The sequence below is a fragment of the Pedobacter miscanthi genome (genome assembly GCF_032678605.1).
Lineage (GTDB): Bacteria > Bacteroidota > Bacteroidia > Sphingobacteriales > Sphingobacteriaceae > Pedobacter > Pedobacter miscanthi_A.
Window position 1 is genome coordinate 42,357 of record NZ_JAVTSU010000019.1, and the last position, 15,483, is coordinate 57,839.

General features: G+C 39.3%; 11 protein-coding genes and 1 tRNA gene. 9 read left to right on the top strand and 3 right to left on the bottom strand.

Annotated elements, in window-relative coordinates:
* Nucleotides 1-255 precede the first annotated feature (255 nt).
* Nucleotides 256-2,430 (bottom strand): glutamine synthetase III, encoded by a 2,175-nt coding sequence (locus R2R28_RS23285; RefSeq protein ID WP_316828054.1) that lies wholly within the window; start codon nucleotides 2,428-2,430, stop codon nucleotides 256-258.
* A gap of 203 nt (nucleotides 2,431-2,633) precedes the next feature.
* Here R2R28_RS23285 and R2R28_RS23290 point away from each other — a divergent pair, with 203 nt between their 5' ends.
* Complete coding sequence (locus R2R28_RS23290) at nucleotides 2,634-3,482, top strand: TonB family protein (protein WP_316828055.1); 849 nt, start codon at nucleotides 2,634-2,636, stop codon at nucleotides 3,480-3,482.
* Nucleotides 3,483-3,492: 10 nt separating this feature from the next.
* Nucleotides 3,493-3,843 carry a hypothetical protein gene (locus R2R28_RS23295; protein WP_316828056.1) on the top strand — a complete coding sequence of 117 codons (351 nt, stop codon included), beginning with the start codon at nucleotides 3,493-3,495 and terminating at the stop codon, nucleotides 3,841-3,843.
* Between the two features lie 872 nt (nucleotides 3,844-4,715).
* On the opposite strand, the gene purL is transcribed toward R2R28_RS23295, so the two are convergent.
* Nucleotides 4,716-8,417 carry a phosphoribosylformylglycinamidine synthase gene (gene purL, locus R2R28_RS23300; protein WP_316828057.1) on the bottom strand — a complete coding sequence of 1,234 codons (3,702 nt, stop codon included), beginning with the start codon at nucleotides 8,415-8,417 and terminating at the stop codon, nucleotides 4,716-4,718.
* Between the two features lie 259 nt (nucleotides 8,418-8,676).
* Here purL and R2R28_RS23305 point away from each other — a divergent pair, with 259 nt between their 5' ends.
* The 5 genes from R2R28_RS23305 to fbp all read left to right on the top strand — a co-directional run bounded on the left by R2R28_RS23305 (nucleotide 8,677) and on the right by fbp (nucleotide 13,427).
* The gene (locus tag R2R28_RS23305; protein ID WP_316828058.1) at nucleotides 8,677-9,060 is read left to right on the top strand and encodes a VOC family protein; all 384 of its coding nucleotides are present in this window, start codon (nucleotides 8,677-8,679) and stop codon (nucleotides 9,058-9,060) included.
* 1 nt (nucleotide 9,061) lies between these two features.
* Nucleotides 9,062-9,763: a tRNA1(Val) (adenine(37)-N6)-methyltransferase gene (locus R2R28_RS23310; protein ID WP_316828059.1), complete on the top strand. Its 702-nt coding sequence runs from the start codon at nucleotides 9,062-9,064 to the stop codon at nucleotides 9,761-9,763.
* 75 nt (nucleotides 9,764-9,838) lie between these two features.
* Nucleotides 9,839-11,650: a serine hydrolase gene (locus tag R2R28_RS23315; protein WP_316828060.1), complete on the top strand. Its 1,812-nt coding sequence runs from the start codon at nucleotides 9,839-9,841 to the stop codon at nucleotides 11,648-11,650.
* 186 nt (nucleotides 11,651-11,836) lie between these two features.
* On the top strand, nucleotides 11,837-12,328 hold the full coding sequence (locus R2R28_RS23320) for a metallophosphoesterase family protein (protein ID WP_316828061.1): 492 nt from the start codon (nucleotides 11,837-11,839) through the stop codon (nucleotides 12,326-12,328).
* A gap of 19 nt (nucleotides 12,329-12,347) precedes the next feature.
* Nucleotides 12,348-13,427, top strand: coding sequence for a class 1 fructose-bisphosphatase (gene fbp, locus R2R28_RS23325; protein ID WP_316828062.1), 1,080 nt, complete (start codon nucleotides 12,348-12,350; stop codon nucleotides 13,425-13,427).
* On the opposite strand, the gene rnhA is transcribed toward fbp, so the two are convergent.
* Entirely contained in the window at nucleotides 13,424-13,894 is a 471-nt protein-coding gene (gene rnhA / locus R2R28_RS23330) for a ribonuclease HI (RefSeq protein WP_316828063.1), read from the bottom strand. The genes fbp and rnhA overlap by 4 nt on opposite strands.
* Before the next feature lie 173 nt (nucleotides 13,895-14,067).
* On the opposite strand from rnhA, the gene R2R28_RS23335 reads away from it, so the two are divergent.
* Together R2R28_RS23335 and R2R28_RS23340 are read left to right on the top strand one after the other, a co-directional pair.
* Nucleotides 14,068-14,141: transfer RNA gene (locus R2R28_RS23335), tRNA-His, on the top strand.
* Nucleotides 14,142-14,242: 101 nt separating this feature from the next.
* Nucleotides 14,243-15,394 carry a tyrosine-type recombinase/integrase gene (locus tag R2R28_RS23340; RefSeq protein ID WP_316828064.1) on the top strand — a complete coding sequence of 384 codons (1,152 nt, stop codon included), beginning with the start codon at nucleotides 14,243-14,245 and terminating at the stop codon, nucleotides 15,392-15,394.
* Nucleotides 15,395-15,483 lie beyond the last annotated feature (89 nt).

Below are 15,483 nucleotides of genomic sequence, written 5' to 3' on the forward strand. Positions count from 1 at the left end.
TTAATGGACGTTGTACATCCGCACAGTCTTTCCCCGGCTACCGATGGAAAATCGGTACAGGTCCGCCGCCGCAACCTGCCACCCCTACCAAGGCATTACGATCGCCAGTCAGAGCTGACAATGACGATTCTACGCACTGTAATTAAATCGCCGATGTATTTGAAAAATGCTAACCTCTACCAGTGGCGAATTTATAGAAACAAAAAAAGGCGCAGAGTAAACCCTACGCCTTAAACCTTTTAGCTTACGCCTTTCTTATTTCATGAATAATAATTCCCTGAATTTTGGTAAAGGCCAAACGCTATCGTCAACGATTTGTTCTAATTTATCAGCATGGTAACGGATGATATCGAAGTAAGATTTAACTTTTTCATCGTAGGCAATCGCTTTTTCGCGGGTATCTTCGATTTTGTTGGTTACTTTACGTTCTTCTAACATCGCATCGATATTGGTTTTCACAATTTCTAAATGCTCAGATAGTTTTTTAACGATATCGATCGAAACTTTGCTTTCTACACCAATTGCTTTTAAACCTTGTACGTTTGTAATTAAAGAGTTTTGGTAAGCAATAGCAGCCGGAATAATGGCTGTATTGGCAACTTCGCCCATTACACGTGCTTCAATCTGAAGTTTTTTGTAGAAGTTTTCTAACATGATTTCATGACGGGCATGAATTTCACGTGTGCTATAAATACCTGTAGTAGCAAATAACTCAGCAGATTTTTCAGTTAAATAAGCATCTAAAGCTTTTGGCGTGGTTTTGATGTTTGATAAACCGCGTGTTGCAGCTTCATCTTCCCACTCCTGGCTGTAACCATTACCTTCGAAACGGATACCTTTAGATTCTTTGATGTATTTTTTGATCACCGTTAATAAAGCGATGTCTTTTTTATCACCTTTTTTGATCAATTTATCAACCTCAACTTTAAATTTAACCAATTGCTCGGCCATAATCGCGTTTAAGATCGTCATCGGAGCAGAAGAGTTTGCTGATGAACCAACAGCTCTCAACTCAAATTTGTTACCTGTAAATGCGAAAGGAGAAGTACGGTTACGGTCGGTATTATCCAACAAAATCTGAGGGATTTTAGGGATACCTAACCAAAGTGCGTTATCTTCTTTAATTTTTTTGCTGATACGTGAATGCTCGATCTCATCTAATACATCGTTCAATTGAGAACCTAAGAAGATAGAGATAATTGCAGGTGGCGCTTCGTTTGCACCTAAACGGTGATCGTTGCTTACTGATGCAATACTTGCACGTAATAAATCTGCATGCTCGCTAACCGCTTTAATGGTATTTACAAAGAAAGCAAGGAACATTAAGTTGTTTTTAGGCGTTTTACCTGGCGCCAACAAGTTTTTACCGGTATCGGTAATTAAACTCCAGTTATTGTGTTTACCTGATCCGTTGATACCTGCGTATGGTTTTTCGTGTAATAATACACGGAAATGGTGACGACGGGCAACTTTTTCCATCAAATCCATCAATAATTGATTGTGATCGATCGCTAAGTTGATTTCTTCATAAATCGGAGCACACTCAAACTGAGAAGGTGCAACCTCATTGTGACGGGTTTTTAAAGGAATACCTAATTTTAAAGCTTCATTTTCGAAATCGACCATGTAGCTGAATACGCGCTCAGGGATAGAACCGAAATAATGATCTTCTAATTGCTGGCCTTTAGCAGACATGTGTCCGAATAAAGCACGACCGGTTAACAATAAATCCGGGCGGGCATTAAATAATGACTCATCAACTAAGAAGTATTCTTGCTCAATACCTAAAGATGCGTTTACTTTAGTAATGCTTTTATCGAAATATTGACAAACATCAACAGCAGCTTTATCAAGCGCAGCTAATGCTTTTAATAATGGCGCTTTATAATCAAGGGCTTCGCCAGTGTATGATACAAAAACGGTAGGGATACAAAGGGTTTTACCTGCTTTGCTTTCCATAATGAAAGCTGGAGATGAAGGATCCCATGCAGTATAACCGCGTGCTTCGAAAGTATTACGGATACCGCCGTTAGGGAAACTTGATGCATCTGGTTCTTGTTGAACTAATGCGCTACCAGCAAATTTTTCGATAGCACCATCACCGCTTGGCTCAAAAAACGAATCATGTTTTTCAGCTGTTGTACCTGTTAATGGTTGGAACCAGTGCGTGTAGTGCGTTGCGCCAGCGCTCATTGCCCAAGCTTTCATCGCTGTTGCAATTTGGTTAGCATCGTCAGAATTGATTAATTCACCTTGGTTGATAGATGAAATTAATTTTTCATACACGTCCTTAGATAAGAAATCTCTCATTTTTTTCTTATCAAATACATTCGAGCCGTAAAAATCAGAAATTTTAGCTGAAGGGGATTTAACTTCAGGTGAAATTCTATTTTGAGCCTCTTTTAATGCGATGGTTCTTAAGCTTTTCATTAATTTGTTATGTTTTTTGTCAAAAATAGTATATTTTATTAATTTTTGTAAGACAATCGTAAGAAATATGTGAATTTTATTGAAAATGAAATAAAAAAATGTTTTTCAGATGGAAAATTTCATTTTTTGCAAAGAAAATAGATTTTTTAAATGTTTTATGGAATCGGTGATTTTGCTGCATCATCCAATAAAACTTAAAAGCTATGTTCAACTCTTCTATTAACGTATACAAAACCGAGTGGCTCGATCTTGTATTTGCAAACCGCAACAAAAACTATGGTGCTTACGATTTAAGGTCTAAATCTTCAAAGATTATGACGAGGGCACTTTTTGTATCAGGTAGTTTATTTGTACTGTTGTGTTTCTCGCCTTTAATTTATGCAAAGTTGTTTCCAAAAGAAATTGTAGTTGAAACTCCGCCAACCGTTGTTAACCTTGATAAAGTTATTCATCAAATGAAACCGGATGTTCCTAAACCAGAAGAAAAAAAGCCTGAACCTGCAAAAGCCGATCCGGTAAAGGTTAAAACAATAGCACTTCCATCGCAGATTGTAGTGGTTAATAAAGTAGAACTTCCGCCACCGCCAACAGTTGATGATATAAAATTAGCAGTAATTAGCGATAGAACGCAGGAAGGGATTATAGCACCAGCTGCCGTTGTTAATGTTAATAAAGGTAACGGTGATGGAACCGGAACGGCTAAAGAAGGTACAGGAACGATCGATAATACAGAATATACTACAACTGGCGTTGATGAGTACCCTGAGTTTACAGGCGGTGCCAAAGCCTGGTCTAAATATATGGAGCGTAATTTAAGGTATCCATCAAGGGCGCAGGAGGAAAATGCTACAGGAAAAGTATTTATAAGTTTTGTGGTAGAGAAAGATGGTTCCATCACTGATGTATCAGTAATTAAAGGAATCGGTTTTGGTTGTGACGAAGAAGCAATGAAAGTGATTAAAAAATCGCCATTATGGAAACCAGGTAAAAATAAAGGTGTTCCGGTACGGGTGAGGTATAATATGGCAATCAATTTCCAGATTTCTAATTAAATTTTTAAAAATGAAAAAGTCCCTGTTAATATTAATGTTGGTTTGCTTAGCGGCTACTTATTTAAATGCTAAAGTTGTAAATCCTGCAGATACTTCAAAAAAGTACAGTATTAAACTGGCCGATACCGATTTAAAAAACGGAAGTGTGAAGTTTTTGCTCCGCGGTGGGATCGTATCTACTTATGTTAAAGGGCAGGAAATATTTGAAAAAAAGTATGGCATTGCTTACCGTGATTTTGGATGTGTAATGCCTTCAAATATTTCGATTGAAGATTATAATAAAGTAGTGGCTTCTTTTATGGATAAGAAATATGGAAAGGGTTGGAGAAAAGAAGTGAGGAAGGATGTGCAGGGGATATGATGATGTAATGATGTGAGGTGGGAAATGGATGATGGAGGGGCGTCAATTGCATACACGTACTCGTTGTCAGTATGAGCGTAGCCGAAGACCTAATATTATATGAGAAATCAAAAAAGATCCTTCGACTACGCTCAGGATGACACCTCCTTTTTTATTAAAAGATGAATTTTCTATTAACGCTCCAGGTTTTTAGGAAATGTAGGGTTGGATAAATTGAAACGGTTTGGGCGGTGCCCGGGCCGTTTTTTTGTTTAGCCACCCATCACAGATCGTCATCTCGAGCGGAGTGCAACGAAGTCGAGAGATCTATCTTTAGACAGATCTCTCCATTGCACTGCGTTTCAGCCGAGAGGACGAACTTTTATTAGAGTCTGTTAATGTAGCGAAATGGAGAAATCTATAAGATCAATTAGTTTTGCATTAATAATATTAAATATTATCACTGTTTTTTGGAAAGCAGGCAAAGTACCTTTTTGTAATTGCAGTCCCGCCCTTTGTTTCAAATCCCCGCCCTCACACCTCAGGCTGCGGGTTTTCCACTTTGGTCGGGTTTAGGTGGCAGGGCAGGTATCGCTATTAAAGGTTTATTGCGAGCGCAGAAAAAGGCCGTATGTCGAAGAACAGGCTTTTGTTCAATAAACCTGACAGAGCGGTTAGCCCGCAGTGTAGTGCAACGAAACGAGGACTATAAGAGATGGCGGGTGTACAGCAGCTATGAAAAGCGGAACGCTCATTTCCTAATAAAGCAATCAATCAGAATGCAGTTTGTTAGTGTTGATCCCGATTTTCATCGATAGTGGCACGGTGGTCTGTAAACAAATGAATGATGGTTTTTAAATTCCATCATCCATTTTACATCTTCCATCAAGGTATTACCCCTTGTTCTCAATCCACTTACGTGCATTTACAAAGGCTTCCATCCATGGCGAAACTTCATCTTTACGGCCTTGCGGGTAATTTGCCCAGTGCCATTGGAACAATGAGCGCTCAATGTGTGGCATCATTACCAGGTGACGGCCGGTTTCATCACACATCATTGCGGTGTTGTAATCAGAACCGTTCGGACTAGCCGGATAGGTTTCGTAAGCATATTTTGCTACGATTTTATATTTATTTTCTTCGTAAGGCAAGGAGAATCTACCTTCACCATGCGATACCCAAACCCCTAATGTGCTTCCCGCTAAGGTTGATAACATTACAGAATTATTTTCCTGTAAGGTTAAGGAAGTGAAAATACTTTCGTGCTTACCACTCTTGTTGTGCAGCATTTTTGGTTTTTCTGCATGATCTTTATTAATTAAGCCCAACTCTACAAATAACTGGCAACCGTTACAAACGCCAACCGATAAAGTATCAGGACGGGCAAAGAATTTCTCTAAAGCCACCTTTGCTTTTTCGTTGTATAAAAATGCACCAGCCCAGCCTTTTGCTGATCCTAAAACATCAGAGTTAGAGAAACCACCAACTGCACCGATAAACTGGATATCTTCTAAAGTTTCCCTGCCGGTGATTAAATCGGTCATGTGTACATCTTTCACATCAAAACCTGCTAAATACATGGCGTTGGCGAGTTCGCGTTCGGAGTTACTGCCTTTTTCGCGGATAATGGCTGCTTTCGGACGTGGTTTGCCAGCATCAATTACCGGTTTTTTACCATCAAATTGCGATGGGAAAGTATAGTTTAAAACCTGGTTTTTGTAATTATCGTAACGTTCTTTAGCTAAACCGTTACCCGTTTGTTTACTATCTAATAAGTATGAGGTTTTGAACCAAACATCGCGTAAATGGTCGATATCGAAACTAAAGCTATCTGCAGCATTTTTAACTTCCAATTTAGCCGATTCGTTTACTTCACCGATTTTGTGGAAAGCAACACCAGCATGTGTAAAGGTTTCTTCAACCGAAGCATCGGCCTGGAAAACAATACCAATGTTTTCGGCAAATAATACTTTAATGCTATCAGCCTCTGCTAATGAAGATAAATCTATCGAAGCACCTAAATTGCGATCAGCAAAACACATTTCTAATAAAGTGGTAATTAAACCACCGCTACCTATATCATGACCAGCCTGAATTTTATCAGCTTTAATTAATTGTTGAAGTGTATTGAAAGCTGTTTTAAGTCGACCAGCATTTTTTACATCAGGCGTTTCTGTACCAATTTTATTTAAAATCTGTGCAAAAGATGAACCTCCTAGCTTGTAGCTATCGTTTGATAGGTTGATGTAATAAATCGATCCGCCATTTTTCTGCAATACCGGCTCAACTACTTTGGTAATGTCATCGCAATTAGCACCTGCAGAAATAATCACAGTACCCGGCGCAATTACATCACCATCTTTGTATTTCTGTTTCATCGATAACGAATCCTTTCCGGTTGGGATGTTGATTCCTAAATCGATGGCAAAATCAGAACAGGCTTTTACGGCTGCATATAAACGGGCGTCTTCGCCCTCGTTTTTACAGGCCCACATCCAGTTGGCAGAAAGTGAAACACTTTTTAAGCCATCTTTTAAAGGTGCCCAAACAATATTCGAAAGCGATTCGGCAATGGCATTGCGGCTACCCGCTGCAGGGTCGATTAAAGCTGAAAGTGGTGCATGGCCAACTGAAGTGGCAATACCTTCTTTACCCTGAAAATCTAAAGCCATTACACCACAGTTGTTCAATGGTAACTGTAACGGACCAGCACATTGTTGTTTGGCTACACGGCCACCCACACAACGGTCTACTTTATTGGTTAACCAATCTTTAGCTGCAACAGCTTCTAACTGAAGCACCTGCTCTAAATAGGTGTTTAATTCGTTGTTGTTGTATTCAATGGCTTCGTATTTACGGTCGATGGTTTTATCATCCATTACGATTTTTGGAGAACTGCCAAACATGGCGGCCAGTTCTAAATCCATCGGTTTTAAACCTGTTGTTGCCGATTTAAAGGTAAAACGGTGATCGCCGGTTACTTTACCAACGGTGTACATTGGCGAACGTTCGCGATCGGCTATTTTTTGAAGGGTTTCGATATGTTCGTTACCGATTACCAATCCCATTCTTTCCTGCGATTCGTTACCGATAATTTCTTTTGCCGAAAGGGTAGGGTCGCCAACGGGTAATTTATCGAGGTCGATTAACCCACCGGTTTCTTCAACCAGTTCTGATAAACAGTTTAAGTGACCGCCTGCACCGTGATCGTGGATAGAAATAATCGAATTGTGATCGCTTTCTACCATACCGCGAACTGCGTTGGCTGCACGTTTTTGCATTTCAGGATTTGAACGCTGGATCGCATTTAATTCGATGCCGCTTCCGTGCTGACCGGTATCAGCAGATGAAACGGCTGCACCACCCATCCCGATTCTATAATTTTCGCCACCAAGGATAACGATGTTATCGCCTTCCTGTGGTTTAAGTTTTTGCGCCTGGCTGGCTTTACCGTAACCGATACCGCCTGCAAGCATAATTACTTTATCGAAACCTAACTTGCGCGATGTCATACTGAGCTTGTCGAAGTGCTCGTGTTCGAAAGTTAAAACTGAACCTGTAATTAGTGGTTGACCAAATTTATTGCCAAAATCAGTAGCACCGTTTGATGCTTTGATCAGGATATCCATCGGGGTTTGGTATAACCATGCTCTTTCTTCAACACCTTTTTCCCATGGGCGGTTATCTTCCAGGCGCGAAAGTGCTGTCATATAAACTGCTGTTCCTGCCAAAGGTAGTGAGCCCTGTCCACCAGCTAAACGATCTCTGATTTCACCTCCCGAACCTGTTGCTGCACCATTAAAAGGCTCAACAGTAGTAGGGAAATTGTGCGTTTCTGCTTTTAACGAAATTACCGATTCGAAATCACTTGTGGTATAAAAATCAGGCTCATCGGCACGTTTAGGTGCAAATTGCTGTACTTTCGGACCTTTTATAAAAGCTACGTTATCCTTATAAGCCGAAACAATATCGTTAGGGTTTTCTTCAGAAGTTTTGCGGATCAGTTTAAATAAAGAAGTAGGCTGCTCTACACCATCAATTACAAATTTACCATTGAAAATTTTGTGACGGCAATGCTCCGAGTTTACCTGCGAGAAACCGAAAACTTCAGAATCGGTTAAAGGCCTTTCTAGTTTTTGCGCTAGTGTATTTAGGTACTCAACCTCTTCATCACTTAAAGAAAGTCCTTCCTGTTTATTATAAGCGGCAATATCAGTGATTTCTAAAATCGGCTCAGGTTTGATGTTGATGGTATAAACCTCCTGATCAAGTTTGTCGTATTTTTGAGAAAGCATCGGGTCGAAATCTGAAAAATCTGCATCAACCTGCTTAAATTCTTCAATTCTGATGATGCCCTGCATGTCCATATTCTGGGTAATTTCTACCGCGTTGGTACTCCATGGAGTAATCATTGCTGCTCTTGGTCCAACAAAAAAGCCTGTTAGGGCTGTTTCCTGAGAGATTTTGGCACCGCCAAATAACCATTCGAGTTTAGTAATATCAGTGGTAGAAAGCGCTTTGTCTGTTTGTAGAACAAAAATCGCCTGCGATTGCCCTTCGACAGGCTCAGGATGACAATGGAAGAAATGAATCATGCTTTTTTTTTGAAGTTGCAAAAATAGCGTTAAAAATTTAAAAAGCTTATTGTAGTAGACAATATAATTGCGCTTTTATTACTTTTGACTTTAATTTATCTCCAATTAACGATCATCTCGAGCGGAGTGCAACGTAGTCGAGAGATCTATCCGAATCAGATCTCTCCATTCCACTGCGTTCCAGTCGAGATGACATTCATTTTTGTAAAGCCCGTTAGTGGTTGTGAAATGCAGTACAAAATTTATAAAAATTAAATCTATGTTCAATAAAATCCACCACATCGCCATTATCTGTTCTGATTACGAAAAATCGAAAGAATTTTATGTCAATAAATTAGGCTTTACGGTTTTAGCCGAGGTTTACCGGGCCGAACGGAAATCGTATAAGCTGGATTTAGCGGTAAATGGCGTGTATCAGATCGAGCTTTTTTCGTTTGAAAATCCTCCGGCGAGGCCCTCACGACCAGAAGCGCAGGGTTTGCGTCATTTAGCGTTTGAAATTGATGATATTGAAAAAGAAATCTCGCGCTTAAATAAACAGGGAATCGTAACCGAACCGATCCGAATTGATGAATTTACAGATAAACGTTTTACTTTTTTTGCCGATCCGGATGGTTTACCTTTAGAGCTGTACGAAATTTAAGATGGGTGTTTTTAAATTCAAACAATTTGAAGTAGATCAAACGGGCTGTGCGATGAAAATCAATACCGATGGGGTGTTGCTTGGAGCAAAAGCTTCGCATCCTTCGCCAAAAAGGATTTTAGATATTGGAACAGGTACAGGGGTAATTGCCCTGATGCTGGCACAACGTTTTCCTGATGCACTTATAGAGGCTGTAGAGATTGATGAACAAGCCGCTGAAACCGCCGGAAGGAATTTTCAGCAGTCAGTTTTTAATAAACGGTTAACCATTGAGCATGTAGCAATTGAAAAATATAACAATAAGGAGCAATTTGACCTGATCATTTCCAATCCGCCTTTTTTTGTAAATGATTTAAAGAATGAGGAAGTTAGGAAAGGAATTGCCAGGCATGCCGATGAAGACTTTTTTGCAATGCTGGTTGAAAAATCAAACGCACTTTTGGCTGATGGAGGGCAGATCTGGTTTGTCCTTCCTGTTAAACAGTCTAGTGAGGTAATCGATATTGCATTTCAATATGGCTTATCGCTTGCTGAACGAATCAATATTCATTCTGATCAGAATAAACCCACTTTCAGGCAGATGATTGGTTTGAAAAAAGGTGAGGCGCTTTTAAAAGAAAGTGATTTTAATATTTATGAATCTTTAAAAGAGCATACGGATGAATATAAGGGTTTACTTAAAGATTTTTTTCTGGCTTATTAAATAGCTGAAATTTATTCAGTTTGTAATCCCGCAATCATTTGTAATTTAGGGCGTGTAAATCTCACCTAAATTAAAATGAAACGTACCCTAAATGTGCTAATGCTATGCTTCATAGCACTGTCATCTCTTGCTCAATCAAAAAAACAAAAAAACACAGATCCTTTAGCCGGGATTGATACCTTATTAAACAGGGTGCTTAAGGACCAGAAAGTAGCCGGTTTTGCGGTTGCAGTTGTAAAAGGCGACCAGGTAATTTATAGCAAAGGTTTTGGTTACCGCGATGTGGAAAATAAAAAACCGGTAACCCCGAATACGCTTTTTGCAATAGGCTCGAGCACAAAGGCCTTTACTTCTTCACTTATTGGTTTGCTGCAAAAAGAAGGAAAGCTATCGTATGATGGTATTGCAACCTCTTATTTACCACAACTGAAGTTTTATAACGATAATATGAACAACCAGATTACGGTGCGCGATATGATGTGCCACCGCACGGGTTTGTCGCGTTATGATTTATCCTGGTTTATATTCAATACCTCCAATCGCGATAGTATTATACAAAGGGTGCGTTACATGGAGCCAACCGCTGGCATACGCGAAAAATGGCAATACAATAACTTTATGTTTTTGGCGCAGGGTATGATTGTTGAAAAACTGACCGGAAAAACATGGGAACAGAATATTAAAGAAAAGTTTTTCGATCCCCTGGAAATGAGCCATTCCAATACCAATATTTTTGAGTTTGAAAAGGATAGCGAAGCTTCTTTACCATACACCGTAAATAGTAAAGATGCCATTGAAAAGGTCGATTATTTCAATATCGATGGAATGGGGCCTGCAGGAAGTATCAATAGTAGTGTAAATGACATGACACATTGGTTAAAAGTCTGGATCAATGGTGGTACTTACAAAGGGAAAGAGATTTTACCTACATCTTATGTGAGAGAGGCTGCAAGTTCTCAAATGGTTAGGGCCGGAGGCTTGCCGGCTGAAGATCAGGACATTTACCTTTCTACCTATGGTTTTGGCTGGATGATCAATTCTTACAGGGGGCATTATATGGTAGAGCATGGAGGTAATATCAATGGTTTCTCCGCTAGTGTATCCTTTTTTCCTACTGATAAATTAGGGATTGTGGTGTTAACCAATCAAAATACTTCTAATGTTCCGGAAATTGTATACAGCAGCATTGCCGACAGGTTGTTGGGATTGAAAAATATTGATTGGAACGGCAGAACCAATAAAGAAAAAGCTGAGGCGAAAGAAAGGGAAAAGACTGCAAAGAAAACGGCTGAAAATGCCCATGTTTTAAATACCAAACCTTCGCATCTTTTAAAAGATTATGATGGTTTGTTTGAAAATCCTGCTTATGGAGTAATCAGTGTATCATTTAAAAACGATTCACTATTTGCAGTGATGGGAAAAGAAAAACTTTTATTCAGACATTATCATTACGATGTATTCAGCATTAGTGGGATAGATAAAAGTGGTAAAATTGATACTGCTGTAAGCGATTTGCGGTTTAATTTTATCACCGGACAGGATGGTAAAATTGAAAGCATCAGTATTCCACTAGAAAGGGGAATGAAGCCAGCTATTTTTACTTACAAACCCAAAATGGTTGATTTAAGCACTGCAGTGTTAGAAAGCTACATTGGTAGTTATGGTGAAAAAGGAATGAGTAAAGTATATTTAAAGGGTAAAGTATTATTTGTATCAGTACCCGGCCAGCCAGAGTACGAAACCGTTTCTATGGGGAATGATACTTTTAATTTTAAAAATTTAAAGGACTTTAGCTTAAAATTCGAAAAGAAAGAAGGGGAGGCGAAAGCCTCAGCTGTTTCGTTTATACAGCCAAACGGAACATTTAAACAGGTAAGACAGAATTAATAGGCTATACCTTTAAATTATGAGCAGTACCGATGATAATATCCTATAGATAAAAATTGATTGTTTCTCTTGGTTTACCCATTTCTCAAATTAGAAAAAATGTTTTTTTAAAGGGTTTTCTGCGATTGAAAAATAATTTTTAAGGATGTTAAATAGGGGAAACAAGATTGGTATTAACTTTACCTCATGAAAAAAATAGGATTAATTTCTGATACGCATGGTTTTTTGGATGAAGCCGTTTTTAAGCATTTTGATGGGGTGGATGAAATCTGGCATGCGGGCGATTTTGGTCCTGACGTGGCCGAACCTTTAGCTGAATTTAAGCCTTTGCGTGGTGTGTTCGGAAATATTGATGACGGGGCAATAAGATCAGTCTTTCCTGAACAAAATCGATTTAGCTGCGAGAAGGTTGATGTGTGGATGACACATATTGGCGGGTATCCTGGTAAATATTCATCTTACGTAAAGCCTGAAATATACACTAACCCTCCGAAATTATTCATCACCGGGCATTCCCATATTTTGAAGGTGATGTTTGATGAGAAAATAAAATGTTTGCATATAAACCCCGGTGCGGCCGGAAAACATGGCTGGCATAAGGTGCGTACGCTGATCAGATTTTGCATTACTGACGAAAATATTCATACCTTAGAGGTTATAGAATTATCGGGTAGATAATGTAAAATGTACACTAAGTATGGTTTGTGGCGTTAAAACACTAGGACAATTTATTATAGAAAAACAGGCAGATTTCCCTTATGCCAAAGGTGAACTTTCCAGATTATTAAGGGATATTGCCATTGCAGCAAAAATTGTAAACCGCGAAATTAACAAGGCTGGTTTGGTTGATATTCTTGGCGATATGGGAACCACGAATATCCAGGGAGAAGAGCAAAAAAAATTAGATGTTTATGCCGATAAACAGTTTATTGCCGCCTTAACCAGTGGTGGCGAATGCTGTATTGTGGCTACCGAAGAAGAAGATGAGATTATTCATATCGAATCACCTGTTTCGCAAAATGCCAAATATATTGTGTGCATCGATCCTTTAGATGGCTCGTCTAACACGGATGTGAATGTTGCAGTCGGTACTATTTTTTCTATTTACCGTAGAAAATCGGTAGAAGGAAGAGCCAGTTTAGATGATGTATTGCAAAAAGGAACCGAACAGGTTGCTGCAGGTTATATTATTTATGGTTCCTCTACGATGTTGGTATATACTACCGGAAAAGGAGTGAACGGCTTTACACTCGATCCATCCATCGGTGAATTTTGCCTTTCGCACCCTCAAATGAAAATACCTGAAATGGGCTATTTATATTCAGTAAATGAAGGAAATTACGTTCATTTTCCTGATGGGGTAAAAAAATACATCAAATATTGCCAGGTAGAAGATGAAGCTACCAAACGCCCATATACTTCACGTTATATTGGCTCAATGGTGGGCGATATTCATCGTAATTTAATTAAGGGTGGAATTTATATTTATCCAACTACTTCTCGCTCGCCGAACGGAAAATTAAGGTTACTGTATGAATGTAACCCAATGGCTTTTATTATCGAACAGGCTGGAGGTAAGGCAAGCACAGGTTTCGATCGTATACTCAATATCCAGCCTTCTGAACTGCACCAACGGGTTCCTGTTTTTATCGGCTCCAGAAAAATGGTAGAAAAAGCAGAAGAAATGATGTTGCTTTATACCGCAAAATCAATTTCAGTTGATAGCAGGGTAGAAGCTAAACTAGAAGATTTAAATGTAATCGGTGGAATAGACTAAAGCTGTGCTTTACTTCTTTCCACTTCAAAAAAAGTATCTATCGCTAAATTTTGCTTGTCTTGTGAAGCAAAAACAGCTAAACGGTCGCAACGCTCATTCTCCGGATGATCGTTGTGACCTTTGATCCAGATGAATTTTACCTTGTGCATTTTATTTAACTCGAGGAAACGCAACCAAAGATCTTTGTTTTTTTTGTCTTTAAAACCTTTACTTACCCAGCCGAAAACCCATTTCTTCTCCACAGCATCAACCACATATTTCGAATCAGAATAAACGGTTACCTGCTGGTTTAAACTTTTTAAAGCTTCTAAGCCTTTTATTACAGCCAATAACTCCATGCGGTTATTTGTGGTCATCCTAAAACCACCACTCAATTCTTTATAGTGTTGGCCTGCCCTTAAAATGGTACCCCAACCACCTGGTCCGGGGTTTCCGCTAGCTGCTCCGTCTGTATAAATTTCGATCATAAACGTTGTAAAGTTATGTTTTTAGGTTTAAAATAGCTTGTTTTATCTACTTATTGAAAATTATTTTGATTTCAAATAATTGAATGTTAAGGAATTAAAAATTTGTTGTAAAAACTTCGAAAAAAATATTTGCAGGAAATATTAAAAGTCGTACTTTTGTGACACTAAAAACGGTGGTTGTAGCTCAGTTGGTTAGAGTATTGGTTTGTGGTGCCGAGGGTCGTGGGTTCGAGCCCCATCAGCCACCCGTTACCGCCCTTACATATATGTGAGGGCGGTTTTTTCTTTTTTGCGGCACTTGTAGCGTCAGTAAAAGACAGATTTAAACTAATTGATGACCTCGACCAAATGCCCGAACCTCCCTATAAACCTGCAAGACTGATCGAAAGCGAAACTTTACGCTGGTATATCGTATTCTACGTTTGGGATGCCCAAAAAGGCATTTTAGTTCGTAAACGCGATTATGAGGTCGATAAACAGCCGAACAAAAAAGCCAAAAAAGCTTTTGCAGAAATCCGGATCAGGGAAATAAACAAAATGCTTACAAACGGGTTTCATATCCACGAAGCAAAACACGCGGAACAGAAAATTATTGCCGTCAACCTCCGTAACGAACACACCATTGGCCAGGCATTCAAAATAATCGTTCAGACGATAAAGAACAGCCGGCGCCTCGCTACCTTCAACAGCTATTCATCCATTGCCAACCTGTTTATTGCCTACTGCAAAATACAAGGCTGGGAAAAATGGTTGATCAAATCGCTTAAAAAAGAGGATGTAATCGGTTTTTTGGATTATAAACAGGCAAACGGACTGAACAATGTAACCAGGAACAAATACGGATCGGCAATAAAGGCCATGCTCGGTATGATGGTCGAACGTAAGATGATCGAGGCCAATCCCGCGGCAGGCATAAAGAAGGAACCGGAAGAAATCGGAAAAAATATCGCTTACGATCCCGACCAGGTAAAAGCCTTAAAAGAGGTCATGACCGAAAAAAATATCCGTTTGTGGTACTTTGTGCAGTTTATGTTTTATGGCTTCATCAGACCGGCAGAAATAGGCCGTTTAAAGGTAAACATGATCGACATTAAAAATAGGCAGATCGTAATGCCCGCGAACATAACCAAAAACCGTAAAATTCGTTATGTGAGGTTATCGCATAATTTTTTAGAAGTTATTCAAGCCCTCGATCTTAAAAAAGCAAAAAGTAACGATAATGTTTTCGGTAAAAATCTGCACCCGGGTAATGAAACACTTTCCAAAAATTTTGCAGGGAAGCTGCACGCGGCAATCGTAAAACAATTGGAATACGGTAGTGATTACACACTGTACAGCTGGAAGCATACCGGTGTCGTGGAGCATTACCGTGCAGGGATCGACATAAAGAGCCTGCAACAGCAGTTAGGACATTCGAGTTTAGAGGAAACGGACACCTATCTAAAATCTTTGGGGCTGATCGCCGATCTAACGGCATTCGATAACGCACCCTCGATTTAACTTCAGATCCGACATAGCCGGTAATATCTATGCTCGAGCATTTATGATCAAACACCGCCATTTTTATCTGTGCGGCACCGATATCACAT